The organism is Pseudomonas sp. PVC-5-1 (assembly GCF_057444345.1).
The window spans coordinates 838,107-856,927 of sequence record NZ_CM172024.1 but is presented as its reverse complement, the minus strand read 5'-3'; the positions used below and the strand labels follow the sequence as shown (position 1 = coordinate 856,927).

Below are 18,821 nucleotides of genomic sequence, written 5' to 3'. Positions count from 1 at the left end.
GAATCCCCTCTCAGGTTCCCGGTTGCCGCGCAGGCGAATTACGCCCACTAAAAAGGCGCTCGTCCAAACCGTCCACCTCCCGTAGGAAGGCAAATCGGCTTGCCCGAGCGCCTGGCGACTTTCTGAGCTTAGCGCAGAAAATCAGTGGTGATGGCCACCTTCACCGTGGATGTGGCGGTGAGCGATTTCTTCGTCGCTGGCATCACGAACGTTGACCACCTTGACCTGGAAGGTCAGACGCTGGCCGGCCAGCGGGTGGTTGCCGTCGACAGTCACGTCGTCGCCGTCGATGTCGCGGATGGTGACGATCTGCATCTGGCCATCCGGCGCCGAAGCGTGGAACTGCATGCCCACTTCCAGTTCGTCGACACCTTCGAACAGGCTGCGGTTCAGGGTGCTGACCAGCTCGGCCAGGTATTCGCCGTAGGCATCTTCCGGCTCGATGGAAACGTTCAGCTCGTCACCGGCCTGCTTGCCTTCCAGGGCTTTTTCCAGGCCCGGGATGATGTTGCCGGCACCGTGCAGGTAAACCAGCGGTGCACCGCCGGCGGAGCTGTCGATGGTCTCCCCGGCGTCGTTGGTCAGGGTATAGTCGATGGAGACAGCCTTGTTGGCGGCGATCAGCATGGGGCAAGACCTTTTGCAAAAGTATGTAGAGCGGACAAGTGTAACCAAGCCATCGCCCGATTGCGAACGCACCGCGGACGAGCAACGGCCCATCAGTCGGATCACCGGCTTCCACCAGGACGAAGAGGGCCACTGGGTGGCCGAACTGTCCTGCGGCCACACCCAGCACCTGCGCCACCAGCCGCCGTGGCAGGCGCGCCCCTGGGTGCTCGACCCGGCCCAGCGCGAGCAGCGCATCGGCCAGCCTTTCGCTTGCGGCTGGTGCGCACAAGGTGCCGATAGCGCTACCCTTGGCCGTTAATTTCTTGCACCGCTTATTTCGAGAAGCACGCATGCACACATTTTTCATTGCGCCGACCGATTTCGGTGTCGGCCTGACCTCCATCAGCCTGGGCCTGGTGCGCACCCTGGAGCGCGCCGGGCTGAAGGTCGGCTTCTTCAAGCCGATCGCCCAGCCCCACCCGGGTGACACCGGCCCCGAACGCTCCACCGAGCTGGTCGCCCGCACCCACGGCATCAAGCCCCCGGTGCCGCTGAGCCTGGCCCACGTCGAGCGCATGCTCGGCGATGGCCAGCTGGACGAATTGCTCGAAGAAATCATTCGCCTGTACCAGCAAGCCTGCATCGGCAACGACGTGGTGGTGGTCGAGGGCATGGTGCCCACGCGCCACGCCAGCTATGCGGCGCGGGTCAACCTGCACCTGGCCAAGAGCCTGGATGCCGAGGTGATTCTGGTATCAGCGCCGGAAAACGAAGTGCTCAGCGAGTTGTCCGGCCGGGTCGAACTGCAGGCCCAGCTGTTCGGCGGCCCGCGCGATCCGAAGGTGCTCGGGGTAATCCTCAACAAGGTGCGCACCGACGAAAGCATGGCCGACTTTTCCACCCGCCTGCGCGAGCACTCGCCGCTACTGCGCGGCAACGACTTCCGCCTGCTGGGCTGCATCCCCTACCAGCCTGAACTGAACGCCCCGCGCACCCGCGATGTGGCCGACCTGCTAGGTGCCCAGGTGCTCAACGCCGGCGACTATGAACAGCGGCGCATGAGCAAGATCATCATCTGCGCGCGTACAGTTGCCAACACGGTGCCACTGCTCACCTCGGGTACCCTGGTGGTGACACCGGGCGACCGCGACGACATCATCCTCGCCGTCAGCCTCGCGGCGATCAACGGCGTCCCGCTGGCCGGCCTGCTGCTGACCAGCGACAGCAAACCTGACGCGCGTATCCTTGGTCTGTGCCGTGGCGCCCTGCAGGCCGGCCTGCCGATCCTGTCGGTCAGTACCGGCTCGTACGACACCGCCAACCAGCTCAACTCGCTGAACCGCGAGATACCGGTGGACGACCGCGAGCGCGCCGAATTCATCACCGACTTCGTCGCCAGCCACCTCGACGCCGCCTGGCTGCACCAGCGTTGCGGCACGCCGCGTGAATTGCGCCTGTCGCCAGCCGTGTTCCGCTACCAGTTGATCCAGCGGGCGCAGCAGGCGAACAAGCGGATCGTCCTGCCGGAGGGTGCCGAGCCTCTGCTCGTTCAGGCAGCAGCCATCTGTCAGGCTCGCGGCATTGCCCGCTGCGTGCTGCTGGCCAAGCCTGAGGATGTCGACGCGGTGGCCCGAGCCCAGGGCATCACCTTGCCACCGGGCCTGGAGATTCTCGACCCAGAGCTGATTCGCGGGCGCTATGTGGAACCGATGGTCGAGCTGCGCAAGAGCAAGAACCTCAATGCACCAATGGCCGAGCAGCAACTGGAGGATCCGGTGGTGATCGGTACCATGATGCTGGCTCTGGACGAAGTGGACGGCCTGGTCTCGGGCCTGGTGCACTCCACCGCCAATACCATCCGCCCGGCACTGCAACTGATCAAGACCGCACCGGGCTCGAGCCTGGTGTCGTCGGTGTTCTTCATGCTGTTCCCCGAGCAGGTGCTGGTGTACGGCGACTGCGTGATGAACCCACACCCGAGTGCTGTCGAACTGGCCGAGATCGCCCGGCAGAGTGCCGAATCGGCGCAGGCCTTCGGCATCGCGCCACGGGTGGCGATGATCAGTTATTCAAGCGATTCGGCCAGCGACGAGGAAGTCGAAAAAGTGCGCGAAGCGACCCGCCTGGCACAAGGCGCGGCGCAAGAGCTGCTGATCGACGGGCCGTTGCAGTATGACGCGGCGGCCAACCCGGCGATTGCACGGGACCTGGCGCCGGGCAGCCCGGTAGCCGGGCGGGCGACGGTATTCGTGTTCCCTGACCTGAATACCGGCAACACGACCCACAAGGCGGTGCAACGCAGCACCGACGGGGTCAGCCTGGGGCCGATGCTGCAAGGGTTGCGCAAGCCGGTGAACGACTTGCCGCGCGGGGCTCAGGTTGACGATATCGTGCATACCATTGCCCTGACGGCGATCCAGGCCAGCGTGGGGGGCTAAAAGCTGGGGCTGCTTTGCAGCCCATCGCCGGCAAGCCAGCTCCCACAGGATTTGCATAGCCCTTGAGCCTTGTGCAGTACCTGTGGGAGCTGGCTTGCCGGCGATGGGCCGCAAAGCGGCCCCAGGATTGATGCCTTACTGCTGAACCTGCCCCTGGTCATACTGCTGACCCGGAATCGGCTTCAGGTTCACTTCCACACGGCGGTTCTGCGCACGGCCATTGGCGTCGGCGTTGCTGGCGATCGGTTGGTCCGGCCCCATGCCACGTACAGTGATACGCGAGGCATCCACACCCTGCGAGGTCAGGTAGGTGCTGACCGCCTGCGCACGGCGCTGGGACAGGTCCATGTTGTGCTGGCGGCTGCCAGTGCTGTCGGTGAAGCCGACCACTTCGATGGTGTTCTGGTTGAACTGCTTGAACGAGCCAGCCAGGTTGTTCAGCGGCGAGTAGAAGCTTGGCGCGATGTTGGCCGAGTCGGTTGCGAAGGTGATGTTGCCCGGCATGATCAGCTTGATCTGGTCACCCTGTCGCTGCACTTCCACACCGGTATTGGCCATTTGCGCGCGCAATTCGGCTTCCTGCTTGTCGGCGTAGTAGCCATAACCGGCTGCAGCGGCACCCACGGCAGCAGCGCCGATCAGTGCGCCCTTGCCACGGTTGTTGTGGTCGATGGCGGCACCGGCGATAGCACCGGCCAGCGCGCCCAGGCCGCCGTATTTGGCAGTTTTGCTCATCCCGGTGGAGCCCTGCGCCTGCCCCTGGCTGTCATAAGGGTTCTGGCCGGCACAGCCGGTCATCAGGGCAGCGGCGGTTGCGACGATAATCAGACGACGCATGGTGAACATGGACAAGCTCCTACTGAATTCATGAATGCGACAGATCATAAAGGGATCTATGCCAGCCTTGGATTGCATCGGCGCCGAAAAATTCCGTGAAAGTGCCTTCATGTGCCATCAGGCACGCACAAAGGGGTTCTCGCGCATTTCGTCGCCCAGGCGGGTATCAGGCCCGTGGCCGGTCACCACGATGGCCTCTTCGTCCAGCCGGTACAGCCGCTCCCTGATGGAACGGACGATGGCCCGCTGGTCGCCACCCCAAAAATCGGTACGGCCAATGCCCCGGCGGAACAGGGTATCGCCGGCGATCAGCAGCTTGGCGTCGGCAAACCAGAAGCTCATCGAGCCTGGCGTGTGGCCTGGCGTATGCAAGGCCACTCCACATCCACAGGCCAGCTCCTCGTCATCCCCCAGCCAGCGGTCTGGCGCGGGTACCGGAGTGTAGGGCACGCCGAACATCTGGCACTGCATTTCCAGGTTGTCCCACAGCGACTGGTCGTCCTTGTGCAGGTGCAGCGTGGCGCCGGTCAGCTCCTTGAGCTTGCCCGAGGCGAGGAAGTGATCGAAGTGCGCGTGGGTGTGGATGATGCTCACCAGCGTCAGCCCGTGGGCCTGCAGGCGGGCCAGGATCTTGTCCGGGTCACCACCCGGGTCGACGACGATGGCCTTTTTGGTCAGCGGGTCGCCGATCAGGGTGCAGTTGCACTGCAGGGGGCCTACGGGGAAGGTTTCGCGGATGAGCGCTGACGATGGATTCTGCATAGGGAATACGGGAACCGGTTAATCGAAGAGGGTCTGTACGCGAGCCAGTGCATCAAGGATGACGACCTCGGGTACCGACTCTATGCGTTTGGCCAATCTGGCTTCAAGGTCGACTGTGCGCACCTGATTGCAGAGCATCACGCCCTGAGTCTGCGTACCCGCACCGCTGAGCGTGACGGCGAAACCCGCATGCCTGGCAAAATCGCCACCTTGAGTGATCGGCACTACCACAGCCAGGCCTGACGCATTGAACGCAGCGGGAGTGAGCACCAGCGCAGGTCGCCCAGCACCCTGCTGCTCCCGTCCAACAGTCGGATCGAGATTGATGCGGACGATATCGCCCCTGGCGAACTTCACCCGTTTCACACTTCACGCCCTACTGGTGGCATCGCGTTCCAGTCGGCCATGTCCTCTGGCTCCGGTGCATCCAGGTCGCACTGAGCCATCAGCTCTTCAAGGGTGTATTTGGGTTTCGACCTGACGGGTTTGAGCACCATGGTCTCACCCGCGGTGTCCAGGCTCAAGGTAGAGCCGACTCCGAGACGCATCTGCTTGAGCACTGCAGCCGGCAAGCGAATCGCAGCGCTGTTACCCCACTGTTGAATCTTGATCTGCATGAGTATCTCCCAAGGTAGATACATAGTAGAAACCCTCCAAATGATTGCAAGCGAAATGTAGAGACGTCGTATCTACACTGTCATTTGCCCGGTATGGACAAAAGCCCTGCAACCTCAAGAAGGAAATGCCCTACATCACCTTGGGAACCTACTTTCCAGCTGCAAAAATTTGAAACGCAATCCTTGTCAGTTTCAAGGCAAAAACAACCTGAACAACCCACCCCCAAGCGCGCCGCCATTGGAGATCTCGATCCGCCCGCGCACCCCGCCGCTTTCATGCAGTGCCGCGATCCGCGCCGCAAAATACAGGCCAAGGCCGGTACTGCCGCTGGTCGAGTCGATACCCTGGATGAATTCTTCCTGGCGTTCGAGCATCCGCTGTGGATAACCCGGGCCGTCATCGTTGACGCAGATGGCCAGCTGGTTGTCTGCCTCTTCGATGGTGATCAGCAAGGCATGCGCGGCAAAGCGGGTGGCGTTGGTGATCACGTTGGCGATCACCGAGGCCACCAGCTCGCGGTCGAAGAAGCCCAGCGGGTTGTCGGTGTCGATGCGCCAGGTGGCTAGGATGTCCTTGTGCTTGAGCACCTCCTCGTGTGCCGCCAGCTGGGCTTCGATAAAGTCGTCCAGTTCGTGGTAGTCCGGGCACACCGGCAACTGGTTCACGCCCAGTTTGTACAACCCCAGCAACTGCACAAGCATGCCGTTGAGGTGGCGAAACTCATGTTCCATAACCCCTTGCTCGGCACCACTTCGCAGCTCCTCGGGCAAGCGCTGCATCCACTGGTTGTGGGACTGGATCAGCGCCGACAGGGAATTCTTCAGGTCGTGCACGGTGGAGGCGATCACCGTGGAAAAATCCAGCCCCTGGTTGTCTTGATTCATGCGCCGAACACTCGGATGTGCAGTTTGCGGTAGCGATCGTAGCGGTTGTCGCTGGCGGGGATGCCGGCCACGCTGGTCAGGGCGTCGCGGCACTCCTGCATGATCGCGGGCTGAGGGTTGTCTCCGCCGATGCGCAGCAGCGCCTGGGCAGTGTTGAGGGCGATGCTGATGTTCTTCGGCTGCAAACCCAGCGCCTTGCGGAACAGCTGCAAAGCCTCGCCGAGCTGCCCTCCCTGGTAACTGCGCACACCCTGGCGATTGAGGGTGACCGCTTCGGTAATGGCGTTGAGCACGCTGGGGTCGTCCGTCAGCTTGCCGACCCTCTCCATGACCTTTGGGTCATCGCCATAACTTTCCACACAGTTCTTCAGCACGCCGATGGCGGCAGCTTCCTGCCCCATGGCCTGCAACTGCGCGGCAACGGTCAGGGCCGAATCGACCGAGAAGAACTGGTTCATTTTGTCCAGGCGCTGGATCGCCTGTTCGGTCAGCTTTGCAGCCGTTTCAGGGTCGCCGGCCTGCTGCAGGCTGGCGGCCTTCATCATGCGGGCACGCACCTGCAGGCCTTGGTCCTCGGGGTTTTCCTTGGCCACTTCGCTGAGTGTGCTGTTGATCTCGACCCGTGTGCGCGCATCCAGCCCAAAGCCGGCATTCCTGCTCATCAGCGCCTGCACCAGGCCCAGGTTGTTCTCGGGGTCCTTGTAGCGTGAGCTCTGGCCCTGATTCACCGCGTGGCGAAATGCCTTCGAAGCACTCTCGAAGTCTTCGTTTTCCAACGCCAGCTTGCCCAGCGTCGACTGCCGGCGCACCGATAACGGCGACAGGCGCACGGCTTCTTCAAGCATGTTCTGCGCACGCCTGGTCTCGCCTTGGGCCACCAGCACCTCGGCCATGCCATCGTACAGGCCTGGCATGATTGGGAAAGCCTTGAGCGCCTGCTCGTACACGCCCTGGGCCTGGGCATTCTGGCCACGCTTGTGCATCAGGCCGCCCAACGCCGAGTAGACCCACGGCTGCGGGCGGCTGGCCAGGATGGCCTTGAGGAACTTCTCCAGTTCCTCGAAGCGGTTGAGGTTGCGCAAGGCATCGGCCCGATAGCGCAGGCACAGCGGGGCCAGGCGTGGGTCGCGCTTGCACAGCTCGGCGCAGGCAGCCAGCACTTCGGCCGGGCGATTGCGGTCCAGGGCCTGCAGGATCGGCTTGAGCAGGGTCTTGCGCTGGTACAGTTTCTCGACACGCTGGGCCAGGCCAACTCGGTTGAACGGCTTGGTCAGATAGGCATCAGGCTCGTGCTCGATGGCGCTGAGGACAATGGCCTGGCTGCTCTCGGCAGTGACCATGATGAATATGCACTCATGGCTGATGTGCTTGTCGAGGATCAGGTCTTCGAGCACCTGCTGGCCGTTCTTCTTGCCGTCGCCCAGGTGGAAGTCCTGCAGTATGACGTCATAGCGCTTTTGCGCGCACATGCGCAGCGCCTGCTCGCCGCTGTCGGCGGTATCCACGTCACGCACGCCCAGTTCGCGCAGCATGGAACGGGTCGACGTGCGAAAGTCGGTAAAGTCGTCGACGATCAGAAAGCTCTTTTGCCCGTACTGCAGCATCAACACGACCTGCCTTGGAATGATTGAAAAATCGCGCGAGGCGATGCCACCGATAGCTGTATCGGCAGCTGGTCGGAAAAGATTAGGGTAGAGCATTCGCGGCCACGAACCATGGCCTCGAGCCATCACTTTAACGAGCAAGACCCTGATGGGCCAATATCACAACAGCAGCCCCAGGGACTTGGCCTTCGCCACCGCCTGGGTACGCCGCTCCACCCCCAGCTTGCTGTTGATATGGCTGGCGTGGGTTTTCACCGTGTGCAGGGAAATGAACAACCGCTCGCTGATCTGCTGGTTGGAACAACCCTGGGCAATCAGCTCGAGCACGGCCAACTCGCGGCTACTCAGGGCTTCGCCGCTGCCGATGCTGGCGCTTGGTATCTGCGGCAGGCGCTTGAGCAACTCGGCCTGCACCGGGCAGGCGGCAACAGCCTGGAGCTGTTCGAGAAGCCACTGCGGGTGCTGCTCCAGCAAAGGCTGGAACGGTTGCAACACGCCGCCCTGGGCTGCCACCAGCAACCGTGGCAACAACTGGGCGGCCTGCTCTTCCCGACCTTCGCCCAGCAACAAGCCAAGCCACTGGCACAGGGCACTGACGCTGAGCATCATGCCGCCACTGGCCTGGCCGCGCTCGACCAGGCTGGCCAGGCGTTGCGCCGCGTCGTCGCTACGCGACTGGATACGCTCGAGCGATGCCTGCTGCAAGGCGATGTGCAACGGCAGCAACGGGTGGAACTCCGGGGCCGCCGCCGGTTGCTCGCCGCCATAGGTCTGACCCAGGCGCAGCAGCCAGGACTCGGCCAGGTCGATGCGCCCCTGGGCCAGCCACAACTCGCATTTGACCAGGGTGATCATGGCCAGGTAGTAGACCGGCGGCACATCCCAGATGTGCATCAGCCGCTCGGCCTCGGCCAGTTCGGCAAAAGCCTCGGCAAAGTGCCCTTCCCGGCCATCGAGCGTAGCGATCACGCAGTGGCCGATGAGCACACTGATATCACGGCAGGCCCGCGCCTCGCCCAACCCCGCACGCAAGCGGGCACGGCCCTGGGACGGCTGCAGGCGCGATACCAGCAGGTAGCCTTCGTAAAGCGTCAAGCGGGCGCGCACGGCATACAGCCGCTGTGCCGACAGCCCTTGCAGGCGTTGCAGCCCCTCGCGCACTTCGTCCAGTGCGCGCAACACCTCGCCACGGGCATGCAGCACCCGCGCCCGGTCGTAATGGGCCAGGGCCTCGAACAATGGGTTGCCAACACGCTGGGCCAACTCCAGCGCCTCACGGTTCCAGCCGCGGGCCCGCCAGAAATCGCCATCGGCAATCGCCAGGTTGGACAGCGTCGACAGGCACACCAGGCGTTGGCCATAACGCTTGCTCGGCAAGCTCTGCAGCGCTTCACCGCAATAGGCCAGGGTGCGCTCGCGATCACCACGGCCACGGGCGATAACACCACTCAGCGCCAGCCACTGGGCCAGCATGGACTTTTGCGCGGTCGCCGAAGGCGCGGGCAGGAAGCGGCTGAGATAACCCGCCAGCTCCTCGGCCGCGTCCAGCTGGCACGCCAGGCCCAACGCCCAGCTGTACAGCACGATCAGCCGCGGCGTGCTGATCAGCAGGCTGTCGGGCAGGTCCATCTTCCAGCGCAGCAACATGCCGACGTTCTGTTCGGCCAGCAGTTGCTCCTCGGACAGGCTCTGCACCAGGTCGGCGGCGACATCGAGGTAACCGGCGCGCAGGGCCTGCTCCACCGCTTCGTCCAGCAGGCCCTGGCTTTCGAACCAGCGGCAGGCACGCAACTGCAGGTCGGCCAGCGGCTCGCTGGCCTGGCGGCTGCGCAACAGGTCGGAGAACAAATGGTGATAGCGGAACCAGTGGCCATGCTCGTCCAGCGGCACCAGGAACACCTGGTGCGCCTGCAAGAAACGCAGGATCGCGGCACTGTCGTGGCGGCCGCGTACGGCATCGCACAGCGGGGCGCAGAAACGTTCCTGGCAGGCCGTTTCGTAAAGGAAGGCCTGCACATCGGCGGGCAGCATGTCGATGACTTCTTCCAGCAGATAGTCACGGATCAGGCCCTCGCCGCCATGCAAGGCCTGGGGCAAGGCCTGCTCGTCAGCGGACTCGCTTGCCGCCAGCTGCCAGAAACGCAACCCGGCCACCCAACCGTCGCTGCGCTGGATCAGGTTGTCCAGAGCCTGGCCACGCAGCCCGTTGGGTTGGCGGCCGATCACCGCCAGTGATTCTTCGGCGGTCAGGCGCAAGTCCTGTTCGTTGAGTTCGACCAGGTGCCGCGACAGGCGCAGGCGCGCCAGGTGCCAATCCGGGCGTTGGCGGCTGGTGACCAGCAGCACCAGGCCGGGGGGCAGGTGATTGAGGAAGAACTGCAGGCAGCGGTCGAGTACCGGCCCCTGGGCCAGGTGATAGTCGTCCAGCACCAGCAACAAGGGAGTATCGGCTTGCAGGTACAGCGCCAGCTCGTCGAGCAGGCCGTCGAGCCATTCCTCGAAGGCGAACGGCTGGTGGCGCTGGCGCATTTTCAGCAGACCCATGGCCTGGCCGCCCAGCGCCGGGCAATACTGCTGCAGGCCTTCGAGCAGGCGTTCGAGGAATCGGCCAGGGTCGGCATCCCGTTGGCTCAGGCCCAGCCACAGGCTACGCCAGTGCTCGGGCAGCGCTTCGCAAAATTCGATGGCAAGGGAGCTTTTGCCGAACCCTGCCGGGGCATTGACCAGTAACAACCGCCCGCCGAGACCGGCTTGCAGCCGCTGGCACAGGCGCAGGCGCGGCACATGGCCGTCCGGCAAGGGCGGCCGGAAGAAACGCCCGTCCAGCAGGCCCAGGGCCTGGCTGGTGAATCCATGCGTACGGGACAGATCTGTCATGGCCGGCTCGTTCTGGTTGGAAGACTACGGCGGTATGGATGCTTGCGAGACTAGCGGGTAACGCTACGTATTTGAAGATGATGGGCGCAATTCCACTGGAAAAGACTGCGACAAAAAGCAACATGACTGATGGACAGCGGCTGGGGCGGGGGTTTGGGGAGGTATTCACCAGCTTTATTGCTGTACCGGCCTCTTCGCGGGCACGCCCGCTCCCACAGGTACTGCACTGGACTTGAAACCTGTGCAATCCCTGTGGGAGCGGGTTCACCCGCGAAGGGGCCGGTACAGGAAAATGAAACGCCCCGGACAAGCCGGGGCGCTCCGAGGTTGCGCGATACTTAGCGAATACCCGACTGGCGCAGTGCCGCTGGCTGGAAGTCAGCCTTGCTGGCACTGAAACCGAAGTCGTAGGCGCGCTTCTCTTCGTTCTTCATGCCCAAGGCCAGGTAACGGCCCGACTGCAGGTCATAGATGGCCTCCAGGGTGTACCACGGCACTTCCACGTTGTAGTACGGCTGGGCATGTGCCTCGGACACGCGCCACAGTTGGCCACGGCCGTCGTACTGGTCAATCACCGCAGCCTGCCAGGTGTCCTCGTCGATGTAGAAGTCACGCTTGGCATAGATGTGCCGCTGGCCCGGCTTGAGGGTGGCGACCACGTGCCATACACGGCGCAGCTCGTAACGGGCCAGGTCCTGGTTGATGTGCCCGGCCTTGATGATGTCGGTGTACTTGAGCTTGGGGTCGTCGAGCTTGAAGGCGTTGGACGCGATGTACATCTCCTTCTTGCCTTCCAGCTTCCAGTCATAGCGGTCTGGCGCACCGTTGAACATGTCCAGGTTGTCGGAGGTGCGCAAACCGTCGGCTGCGGTACCCGGGCCGTCGTACGACACTTGTGGTGCCTGGCGTACGCGGCGCTGACCGGCGTTGTAGATCCACGCCTTGCGCGGTTCCTTCACTTGGTCGAGGGTTTCGTGCACCAGCAGCACGGTACCGGCCAGGCGCGCAGGCGCGGTCACTTCCTGCTTGAAGTAGAACAGGATGTTGCCCGGGTTGTTCGGGTCGTAATCCTTCATTCTTTCGCGGAAGACGAACTGGTCGGAGAAGTATACCGGGTTGAAAGAGCCGTTCTGCTGAGGCGTTGCCTGGGTCACCAGACGGCTGACGCTACCGCCCCGGTAGCGGGTGATGTGGTTCCAGATCACCTCCAGGCCGCTTTTCGGGATCGGGAACGGTACAGCCGTGCGGAAGTTGTTCAGACCGTTGCCGCCTTCGACCAGGGTGGTCTTGGTAGCGTTTTCCTTGATGGCAGCGAACACATCGGCCGGCACCGTGGAACCGCGATGGGTCTTGAATACCGGGATCTTGAAGGTGTCCGGATAGCGCTTGAGCATGGCCAGCTGGCCCGGCGAGAGCTTGTCCTTGTACTGGTCGGCGTTCTGCGCGGTGATGGTGAACAGTGGCTTGTCACTGCCGTACGGGTCGGACAGGAAGCCCTTGCCGTCGACGCTGCCCGCGCTCTTGGACAGCGGTTCCCACGGGCCGATCGAGCCATCGGCGTTGCCAGCCTTTTCGGCGCCCATCGGAGTCAAGGTACTGCCCAGCTTGGCCGCCTCGTCGGCGGATACTGCAGCCATGACGCTGGTCGCCAGCAGGGACAGGCCCAGCACACCGGCTTGCAGCAGACTTCTGGTCTTGTTCATGTCGTGTCGTCCTGGATCTGAATGCTTAGAAGTTCACGCCGAAGCTGAGCGCGACGAAGTCGCGGTCATCCACGGTGGTGTACTTGCCATCGAAGAAGTTGGTGTACGACAGGCTTGCCGTGTAGGTGTTCTGGTACTCGGCGTCGAGGCCCAGGCTGACGGCCTTGCGGCCTTCCTCGAAGTTGGCGCCAGGGCCCGGCGAATAGCCGGAGACGTCATGCGACCAGGCCACGCTGGGTTTCAGGTTGACCCCGGCAAAGACATCGTTGTAGTCCCAGATGACTCGGGCGCGGTAACCCCAGGAAGTGCTGGTGGTAAAGCCATCGTTCTCGCAGTTGCGGCTCAGGTTGGCGGTGGAGGCACCGGCACCAGCGCCTGCGATGGTGCTGGCATTCAGGGCCTGACAGGTGTTTGCCCCACCGGTGGATGGCAGCGGGCCTGGACCAAACACCGGATCGCGACCGTAGCGGGTATCGTGGGCGCTCTCCAGGCCGCCCACATGGGTGACACCCAGCTCGCCCACCACGGTCATGCGGCTGGCGCCCATTACCTGGTCGAAGAAATGCGTGAGGGTGGTCTGGAACTGAGTGATCTCCTTGCGGCGATACCCGTGCAAGTCCTGCCCCGGCGTACCGGTCAGCAGCGAAGCGTTGCTCAAGGCACCGCCAATGGGGCGGACCCCGGCGAACAGGATATCCGTGGTATTCAGTTGCACCGGTGCGTTGGGGCGGTAGCTGAGTTCGCCGCTCCAGGCGGTCCCGGTGGGCAACGTGGTAGAGAAGCTCAAGCCATAAAGGCGGATGTCCTCGGGGTATTCGACGAAGTACTCGGAGTTACCTGCCACGATCAGCGGTGCCAATGCGCGCAGCTGTGCAGGCAATGCGCTCAGGCCGGCGAACACTGAAGGCGCGGCCCCGGTAGCACTGAAGATTGGCGCACGGCTGTGGTAGTTCATGAAGTAGGCGCCAAACTCGGTGTCCAGCGGCTCGAACATGTAGCGCATTGCCACGCCAAACTGGCCGCTGTCACGCGCATCGCGGTCGGCGCCGCGGCGCACCATCACCCCTTCCTCATTGATGTCCACGCCACGGGTGGCAAGGAATTGCTGCGCCGCCCCCGGCACTGTGCGACTGCTGTTGAGCACGCGCAGGTTGTCGGTACAGCCGTCGGCAATGATGTCTGGCTGGGAGAAGAAGGTGCCGCAGTTGTCGACGACCGTCTGGTCCCATTCGATCTGGTAGAAAGCCTCCGCCGACAGGTTGTCGGTCAGGCTCTGCGAAATGTAGAACATGTTGACCGGAATCAGGCCTTCCTTAATCTCGGCCCCCGGGCGGCGGAACGCCGACACGTCGATCGGGTTGATCGAGTTGATGCCGCCACCGATGAAGGTACTTTCACCCCAGCTCACCACCTGCTTGCCCAAGCGCACCGAGCCTGGCTGATCGCCGATGGAGTAGTTGTGGTAGACGAATGCGTCGAGCAGTTCGGCACCGGACGATTTGGCGCCTTCCTTGCGGTTGGAGTCGCTGATGTCCTTGAACTCGCGGCCTCCGTCCTTCAGTTCGAAGTCGTACCAGTACTTGCCGCGGACGAACACGCCGGTGTCGCCGTACTTGAGCTCCAGGTCATGGATACCCTTGAAGATCTTGGAGAAGGTTTCGCCCTTCTTGAAGTTCAGGTGGCCATCGTCGGATGTCTGCGACAGGCCCTTGCCGCCGTTGTTCACCCCGATCAGGTTCTTGTTGGGGTTGGCCGTCGACCAGCTGGCGCCGATGGAGAGCGACGAGTCGAACTGGCCTTCGATTTCACCAATGTTGAAACTGACAGCGAAAGCAGGACTTGCGAGCGTGGAAGCAAGGCTGACGGCCAGGGGCAACTTGGCCCGGCGCCAGAACAGGTTTGCAGATTTCATCGACGCTACTCCATGTACTTTTTTTGTTATGGCAGTGAGTCCTTTCAAGAACGGCCCGAGCGACCGGTTTGCAGGCTTGCGCCCGCGGCGACACGGCTTGCGCATGTCGCCTCCCCCATTCCTGAAAATCCCCTGGCCCCGACTATAGCCAGCAAGGCACAGGCGCTTGATCCCTCTAAAGTGTGATTTGCGCTCCGTGCGGCCAACTCGCTGCCATGTTGCACCGGCTGCGCGCTGGCAGTGCTAAAGGATGGCGTATTTCTGCCGTTTGGCAAGGTTCCACCCCTCTAGCGTGCGGGTCGCGCGCTGCAGTGCGCGACCCGCATGGCGGTTACAGCGTGGAGAGGAACGCGCTGTTGCTGGCCTGCCACTGGACGATGTCCTGGCGGATGCGTTTCTTGTCGAGCTTGCCGACACTGGTCTTGGGAATTTCGGTAACAACGGCGATCTGGCTTGGAATCGCCCACTTGTTGATGTGCCCTTGTTCGACGAACGGCTTGAGGTGTTCCTTCAGCGCCTTGGCGTCGATGACCTGGTCTTCACGCACCACCAGCAGGGCAAACGGGCGTTCACCCCACTGCGGGTCGGCCACCCCTACCACCGCCACTTCGCGCACGGCCGGGTGACGGCTGATCAGGTCTTCGAGGTCGAGCGAGGAAATCCACTCGCCACCGGTCTTGATCACATCCTTGATACGGTCGCGGATGTCGATATAGCCCATGCCGTCGAGCGTGGCGACATCACCGGTATGCAACCAGCCGCCCTGCCACAGCTCCTCGCTCTTTTCCGGTTCCTTGAAGTAGCCCATGGTCAGCCATGGCGCACGCAGCACCAGTTCGCCCTGGGTTTCACCGTCGGCGGGCAGGAAGTTGCCGTCGCCGTCGACGATGGCCGCCTCCACCAGCGGCACCGGTACGCCGGCCTTGATGCGGTAAGTGACGCGCTCATCCTCGCTGCCGGCCTGCAGTTCGTCGTTAAGGTGGGCGGCGGAAATCAGCGGGCAGGTCTCGGACATGCCATATGCGGCGGTCAGCTGGATGCCGCGTGCCAGGGCGGCCTGGTACAACGAGCGGTTGAGTGCGCTGCCGCCGATGATGATCTTCCAGCCGCCGAAGTCCTGACCTTTGGAGGTCGGGCAGTTGAGCAGCATCTGCAGGATGGTCGGCACGCAATGGGAGAACGTGACCTTCTCTTCGCGCCACAGCTTGACCAGCATGTCCGGCTCGTAGCGCCCCGGATACACCTGCTTCATGCCCAGCATGGTGGCGGCGTAGGGAATGCCCCAGGCGTGCACGTGGAACATCGGCGTGATGGGCATGTACACGTCGTTACTACCCAGCAGGCGCACGCTATCGATGCTGCCAGTCACCGAAGCTTCGGCCAGGGTGTGCAGCACCAGTTGCCGATGAGTGAAGTACACACCCTTGGGGTTGCCGGTGGTGCCAGTGGTGTAGAAGGTGGTGGCCACCGAGTTCTCGTCGAAGTCCGGGAAGTCGTAGCGCGGGCTGGCAGCGGCCAGCAGTTGCTCGTACTCGCCCACCAGGTTGGGCAGCTCGGCTGTCTTTTCCGGGCCGTCGGTCAGCAGCAGGGTCTTGTCGACCGTGGTCAGTTGCCCGGCGATGGCCTGGTACAAGCCGACGAAGTCACTGTTGACCAGCACCACGCGGTCTTCGGCGTGGTTCATGGTGTAGAGAATCTGCTCGGGCGACAGGCGCACGTTGATGGTGTGCACCACCGCACCGATCATCGGGATGGCGAACATGCATTCCAGGTAGCGGTGGCTGTCCCAGTCCATCACCGCCACGGTGTCACCGGCCTTTACCCCGGCTTCGGTCAGCACGTTGGCCAGGCGCGCGATGCGCTCGTTGAGCTGGGGGTAGGTCAGCCGCATCTGGTCTCGGTAGACGATTTCGCGGGTCTTTTCATAGCGGCTGCCAGACATCAGCAGTCGCTTGATCAGCAGGGGGTAGGCGTAGGCGCCCTCGGCGGGCTTGATGATGCGGGTCTGCAACATGGGTATCCCTTTTCTGAAAAGCGGGCCGGACAAGTCTGGGAACTACTGTAGTTCGCCAATGTGACGGCTAAATCAGCCGAAGGAATGATTTGCGTGATGAAGGTATGAGTGGCGGGCGTTGACGGGCGGCAAGGTTGAACTAGACACTGCGGCGGCAGCTTCAGGATTTGTGCTGGAGCCAAAGGCCCTTTCGCGGGCACGCCCGCTCCCACAGGTACTACACACCCGCAGGTTGGTGGGGGTCTTGTGGGAGCGGGCATGCCCGCGAATGGCCACAACACCAATACCCCGCCCAGCCTCGGAGAACTTCATGCCCAGCCCGCGTCGCGCCGTGTTTCTCGATCACCAGTCCCTGGACCTGGGCGATCTCGACCTCTCGCCCCTGAAGCAGCAGTTCGACGAGTTCGAACTGTTCGCCGCCACCCGGCCGGAGCAGGTCGCCGAACGCCTTAAGGGCGCGGTAGCGGTAGTCAGCAACAAGGTCATGCTCGACGCCGCGACCCTGGCCGCCAACCCGCAGCTGAAGCTGATCCTGGTGGCCGCCACCGGCACCAACAACGTCGACCTGGCGGCCGCCCGCGCCCAGGGCATCACCGTGTGCAACTGCCAGGGCTACGGCACACCGTCCGTCGCCCAGCACACCCTCGCCCTGCTACTGGCACTGGCCACCCGCCTGTGCGACTACAACCAGGCGGTAGCCGACGGCCAGTGGGCCAAGGCCAGCCAGTTCTGCCTGCTGGACTTCCCCATCGTCGAGCTGGAGGGCAAGACCCTTGGCCTGCTCGGCCACGGTGAACTGGGCGGCGCGGTGGCGCGACTGGCCGAAGCCTTTGGCATGCGCGTGCTCAGCGGGCAGATCCCCGGCCGCCCGGAACGCGCCGACCGGTTGCCGCTGGACGAGTTGCTGCCGCAAGTCGACGCCCTGACCCTGCACTGCCCGCTGAACGAGCACACCCGACACATGCTCGGGGCCCGCGAACTGGCCTTGCTCAAGCCAAACGTGCTGGTGGTCAACACCGCCCGCGGCGGCCTTATCGACGAGCAGGCGCTGGCCGACGCCCTGCGCAGTGGCCACCTGGGCGGTGCCGCCACCGACGTGCTGAGCGTGGAGCCACCGATCAACGGCAACCCGCTGCTCGAGCCCGGCATCCCGCGCCTGATCATCACCCCGCACAGCGCCTGGGGCGCGGTGGAGTCGCGCCAGCGCATCGTCGGCCAGCTCAGCGAGAACGCCCAGGCCTTCTTCGCCGGGCAGCCACGTCGCGTGGTTAGCTGAGCCCGACGCCCGCCTCTGCTAAACTGCGCCACTTTTTTCCAGGAGGCGTCGTCCATGGACCCGCGCAGTGAAGTGTTGCTCCGCCAGGCAGAGCTGTTCCAGGGCCCGCTGCTGCTCGCCGGCGCCCCCGCCGACGGCCTGCTTGGCCAGTTGCCCCAGGCCCGAGCCTGGAGCTGGCATGCGGGCGACCAGGCCATGCTCGAAAGCCGCTTCGCCGGCCGCAGCCACTATGCGGTGGAGCCCCCTGAAGTGACTTTCGACAGCGCCGTGCTGTTCCTGCCCAAGTCCCGCGAACTGGCCGCCTACCTGCTCAACGCCCTGGCCTCGCGCCTGGCGGGCCGCGAGCTGTACCTGGTCGGCGAGAAACGTGGTGGCATCGAGGGTGCGGCCAAGCAGCTGCAGGCCTTTGGCAAGCCGCGCAAGCTCGACAGCGCCCGCCATTGCCAGCTGTGGCAGGTGACCATCGAGCACGCGCCAGAGGCCAAGCCCTTGGAAAGCCTGGCCGAACGCTTCGAGCTCAGCCTGGAAGACGGCCCGCTGCAAGTAGTCAGCCTGCCCGGTGTGTTCAGCCATGGCCGCCTCGATCGCGGTACCGCCCTGCTGCTCAAGCACCTCGATGGCCTGCCGAGCGGGCATGTGCTGGACTTCGGCTGCGGTGCCGGGGTGCTGGGCGCCACGGTCAAACGCCGTTATCCACAAAACCGGGTGACCCTGCTGGATGTGGATGCCTTCGCCGTGGCCGCCAGCCGCCTGACCTTGGCCGCCAATGGTCTGGAGGGCGAAGTGATCAGCGGCGACGGCATCGACGCGGCGCCGACCGAACTGAGCCTGATCCTGAGCAACCCGCCGTTCCACACCGGGGTGCACACCAACTACCAGGCATCGGAAAACTTGCTGAAAAAATCAGCCGTTCATCTGCGAAAAGGTGGCGAAATGCGCCTGGTTGCCAACAGCTTCCTGCGCTACCAGCCACTGATCGAAGGGGCGCTGGGCAACTGCCAGGTACGCGACGAGGCGGACGGTTTCCGAATCTACCAGGCAACACACGGATAAAAACAGCGCTTGCCGAAAGCTTTTAGTCTAGGCAGAATCCGCACCGTCCTAGGGGAGTAGTCTCCCGCGAGCGCCCAGCTCGCCCGGTACGCGTCAACATACTTGGTCCACAGACCATGGCGCGTGCGACCCACCATGCCAGCCTGCATGGCGAGATCCGCATAGACGGATCCAGGGTTTGACAAGACCTATGACACGCACACCTTACCCGGGGCGGGGAGGCTGTACGTGTCA

The 18,821-nt window shown here is 63.5% G+C and carries 15 protein-coding genes and 1 riboswitch; of the genes, 4 read left to right on the top strand and 11 right to left on the bottom strand.

The features are described from left to right. Positions 1 to 141: 141 nt before the first annotated feature. Positions 142 to 627 (bottom strand): FKBP-type peptidyl-prolyl cis-trans isomerase, encoded by a 486-nt coding sequence (locus AC2T3R_RS03925; RefSeq protein ID WP_003259610.1) that lies wholly within the window; start codon positions 625 to 627, stop codon positions 142 to 144. On the opposite strand from AC2T3R_RS03925, the gene AC2T3R_RS03920 reads away from it, so the two are divergent. Continuing rightward, on the top strand, positions 626 to 928 hold the full coding sequence (locus tag AC2T3R_RS03920) for a DUF3565 domain-containing protein (RefSeq protein ID WP_410952017.1): 303 nt from the start codon (positions 626 to 628) through the stop codon (positions 926 to 928). The two genes, AC2T3R_RS03925 and AC2T3R_RS03920, sit on opposite strands and share 2 nt — an antisense overlap. A gap of 31 nt (positions 929 to 959) precedes the next feature. Continuing rightward, the gene (pta, locus tag AC2T3R_RS03915; protein WP_486744672.1) at positions 960 to 3,047 is read left to right on the top strand and encodes a phosphate acetyltransferase; all 2,088 of its coding nucleotides are present in this window, start codon (positions 960 to 962) and stop codon (positions 3,045 to 3,047) included. A gap of 135 nt (positions 3,048 to 3,182) precedes the next feature. Here the strand turns inward: pta and AC2T3R_RS03910 are convergent, their stop codons facing one another. The 10 genes from AC2T3R_RS03910 to AC2T3R_RS03865 all read right to left on the bottom strand — a co-directional run bounded on the left by AC2T3R_RS03910 (position 3,183) and on the right by AC2T3R_RS03865 (position 16,258). Then, positions 3,183 to 3,893 carry a YiaD family glycine zipper/OmpA-like lipoprotein gene (locus AC2T3R_RS03910; protein WP_015268963.1) on the bottom strand — a complete coding sequence of 237 codons (711 nt, stop codon included), beginning with the start codon at positions 3,891 to 3,893 and terminating at the stop codon, positions 3,183 to 3,185. A gap of 108 nt (positions 3,894 to 4,001) precedes the next feature. Continuing rightward, a complete protein-coding gene (locus AC2T3R_RS03905) occupies positions 4,002 to 4,646 on the bottom strand; it encodes an MBL fold metallo-hydrolase (RefSeq protein WP_486744671.1) in 645 nt (214 codons plus the stop codon). 18 nt (positions 4,647 to 4,664) lie between these two features. After that, the gene (locus AC2T3R_RS03900) at positions 4,665 to 5,012 is read right to left on the bottom strand and encodes a type II toxin-antitoxin system ChpB family toxin (RefSeq protein ID WP_486744670.1); all 348 of its coding nucleotides are present in this window, start codon (positions 5,010 to 5,012) and stop codon (positions 4,665 to 4,667) included. Beyond that, positions 5,009 to 5,287 carry an AbrB/MazE/SpoVT family DNA-binding domain-containing protein gene (locus tag AC2T3R_RS03895; RefSeq protein ID WP_003259615.1) on the bottom strand — a complete coding sequence of 93 codons (279 nt, stop codon included), beginning with the start codon at positions 5,285 to 5,287 and terminating at the stop codon, positions 5,009 to 5,011. Before AC2T3R_RS03895 ends, AC2T3R_RS03900 begins: the two co-directional genes overlap by 4 nt. A 168-nt stretch (positions 5,288 to 5,455) precedes the next feature. Next, positions 5,456 to 6,148 (bottom strand): sensor histidine kinase, encoded by a 693-nt coding sequence (locus AC2T3R_RS03890; protein WP_013970942.1) that lies wholly within the window; start codon positions 6,146 to 6,148, stop codon positions 5,456 to 5,458. Continuing rightward, positions 6,145 to 7,752: a response regulator gene (locus tag AC2T3R_RS03885; protein WP_023661095.1), complete on the bottom strand. Its 1,608-nt coding sequence runs from the start codon at positions 7,750 to 7,752 to the stop codon at positions 6,145 to 6,147. The genes AC2T3R_RS03890 and AC2T3R_RS03885 overlap by 4 nt, the downstream gene beginning before the upstream one ends. Before the next feature lie 159 nt (positions 7,753 to 7,911). After that, positions 7,912 to 10,629: a winged helix-turn-helix domain-containing protein gene (locus AC2T3R_RS03880; protein ID WP_410952020.1), complete on the bottom strand. Its 2,718-nt coding sequence runs from the start codon at positions 10,627 to 10,629 to the stop codon at positions 7,912 to 7,914. Positions 10,630 to 10,967: 338 nt separating this feature from the next. Further along, the gene (locus tag AC2T3R_RS03875; RefSeq protein WP_013970939.1) at positions 10,968 to 12,332 is read right to left on the bottom strand and encodes a DUF1329 domain-containing protein; all 1,365 of its coding nucleotides are present in this window, start codon (positions 12,330 to 12,332) and stop codon (positions 10,968 to 10,970) included. A gap of 25 nt (positions 12,333 to 12,357) precedes the next feature. Then, positions 12,358 to 14,244 (bottom strand): DUF1302 domain-containing protein, encoded by a 1,887-nt coding sequence (locus AC2T3R_RS03870; RefSeq protein ID WP_486744669.1) that lies wholly within the window; start codon positions 14,242 to 14,244, stop codon positions 12,358 to 12,360. Positions 14,245 to 14,575: 331 nt separating this feature from the next. Then, a complete protein-coding gene (locus AC2T3R_RS03865; protein ID WP_410952022.1) occupies positions 14,576 to 16,258 on the bottom strand; it encodes a fatty acid--CoA ligase in 1,683 nt (560 codons plus the stop codon). 310 nt (positions 16,259 to 16,568) lie between these two features. Between AC2T3R_RS03865 and AC2T3R_RS03860 the strand changes: the two genes are divergently transcribed. Beyond that, the gene (locus AC2T3R_RS03860) at positions 16,569 to 17,534 is read left to right on the top strand and encodes a 2-hydroxyacid dehydrogenase (RefSeq protein ID WP_410952023.1); all 966 of its coding nucleotides are present in this window, start codon (positions 16,569 to 16,571) and stop codon (positions 17,532 to 17,534) included. A 54-nt stretch (positions 17,535 to 17,588) separates the two neighbouring features. Beyond that, positions 17,589 to 18,587: a methyltransferase gene (locus AC2T3R_RS03855; RefSeq protein WP_410952024.1), complete on the top strand. Its 999-nt coding sequence runs from the start codon at positions 17,589 to 17,591 to the stop codon at positions 18,585 to 18,587. Positions 18,588 to 18,626: 39 nt separating this feature from the next. After that, a riboswitch (yybP-ykoY riboswitch) is annotated at positions 18,627 to 18,767 on the top strand. The last annotated feature ends 54 nt before the right edge of the window (positions 18,768 to 18,821 follow it).

Excerpts from the sequence above, each read along its gene's own strand:
- AC2T3R_RS03920 (WP_410952017.1), top strand. The coding sequence starts at position 626 with ATGGGGCAAGACCTTTTGCAAAAGTATGTAGAGCGGACAAGTGTAACC.
- AC2T3R_RS03925 (WP_003259610.1), bottom strand. The coding sequence starts at position 627 with ATGCTGATCGCCGCCAACAAGGCTGTCTCCATCGACTATACCCTGACC.
- pta (WP_486744672.1), top strand. The coding sequence starts at position 960 with ATGCACACATTTTTCATTGCGCCGACCGATTTCGGTGTCGGCCTGACC.
- AC2T3R_RS03910 (WP_015268963.1), bottom strand. The coding sequence starts at position 3,893 with ATGTTCACCATGCGTCGTCTGATTATCGTCGCAACCGCCGCTGCCCTG.
- AC2T3R_RS03905 (WP_486744671.1), bottom strand. The coding sequence starts at position 4,646 with ATGCAGAATCCATCGTCAGCGCTCATCCGCGAAACCTTCCCCGTAGGC.
- AC2T3R_RS03895 (WP_003259615.1), bottom strand. The coding sequence starts at position 5,287 with ATGTATCTACCTTGGGAGATACTCATGCAGATCAAGATTCAACAGTGG.
- AC2T3R_RS03890 (WP_013970942.1), bottom strand. The coding sequence starts at position 6,148 with ATGAATCAAGACAACCAGGGGCTGGATTTTTCCACGGTGATCGCCTCC.
- AC2T3R_RS03885 (WP_023661095.1), bottom strand. The coding sequence starts at position 7,752 with ATGCTGCAGTACGGGCAAAAGAGCTTTCTGATCGTCGACGACTTTACC.
- AC2T3R_RS03880 (WP_410952020.1), bottom strand. The coding sequence starts at position 10,629 with ATGACAGATCTGTCCCGTACGCATGGATTCACCAGCCAGGCCCTGGGC.
- AC2T3R_RS03875 (WP_013970939.1), bottom strand. The coding sequence starts at position 12,332 with ATGAACAAGACCAGAAGTCTGCTGCAAGCCGGTGTGCTGGGCCTGTCC.
- AC2T3R_RS03870 (WP_486744669.1), bottom strand. The coding sequence starts at position 14,244 with ATGAAATCTGCAAACCTGTTCTGGCGCCGGGCCAAGTTGCCCCTGGCC.
- AC2T3R_RS03865 (WP_410952022.1), bottom strand. The coding sequence starts at position 16,258 with ATGTTGCAGACCCGCATCATCAAGCCCGCCGAGGGCGCCTACGCCTAC.
- AC2T3R_RS03860 (WP_410952023.1), top strand. The coding sequence starts at position 16,569 with ATGCCCAGCCCGCGTCGCGCCGTGTTTCTCGATCACCAGTCCCTGGAC.
- AC2T3R_RS03855 (WP_410952024.1), top strand. The coding sequence starts at position 17,589 with ATGGACCCGCGCAGTGAAGTGTTGCTCCGCCAGGCAGAGCTGTTCCAG.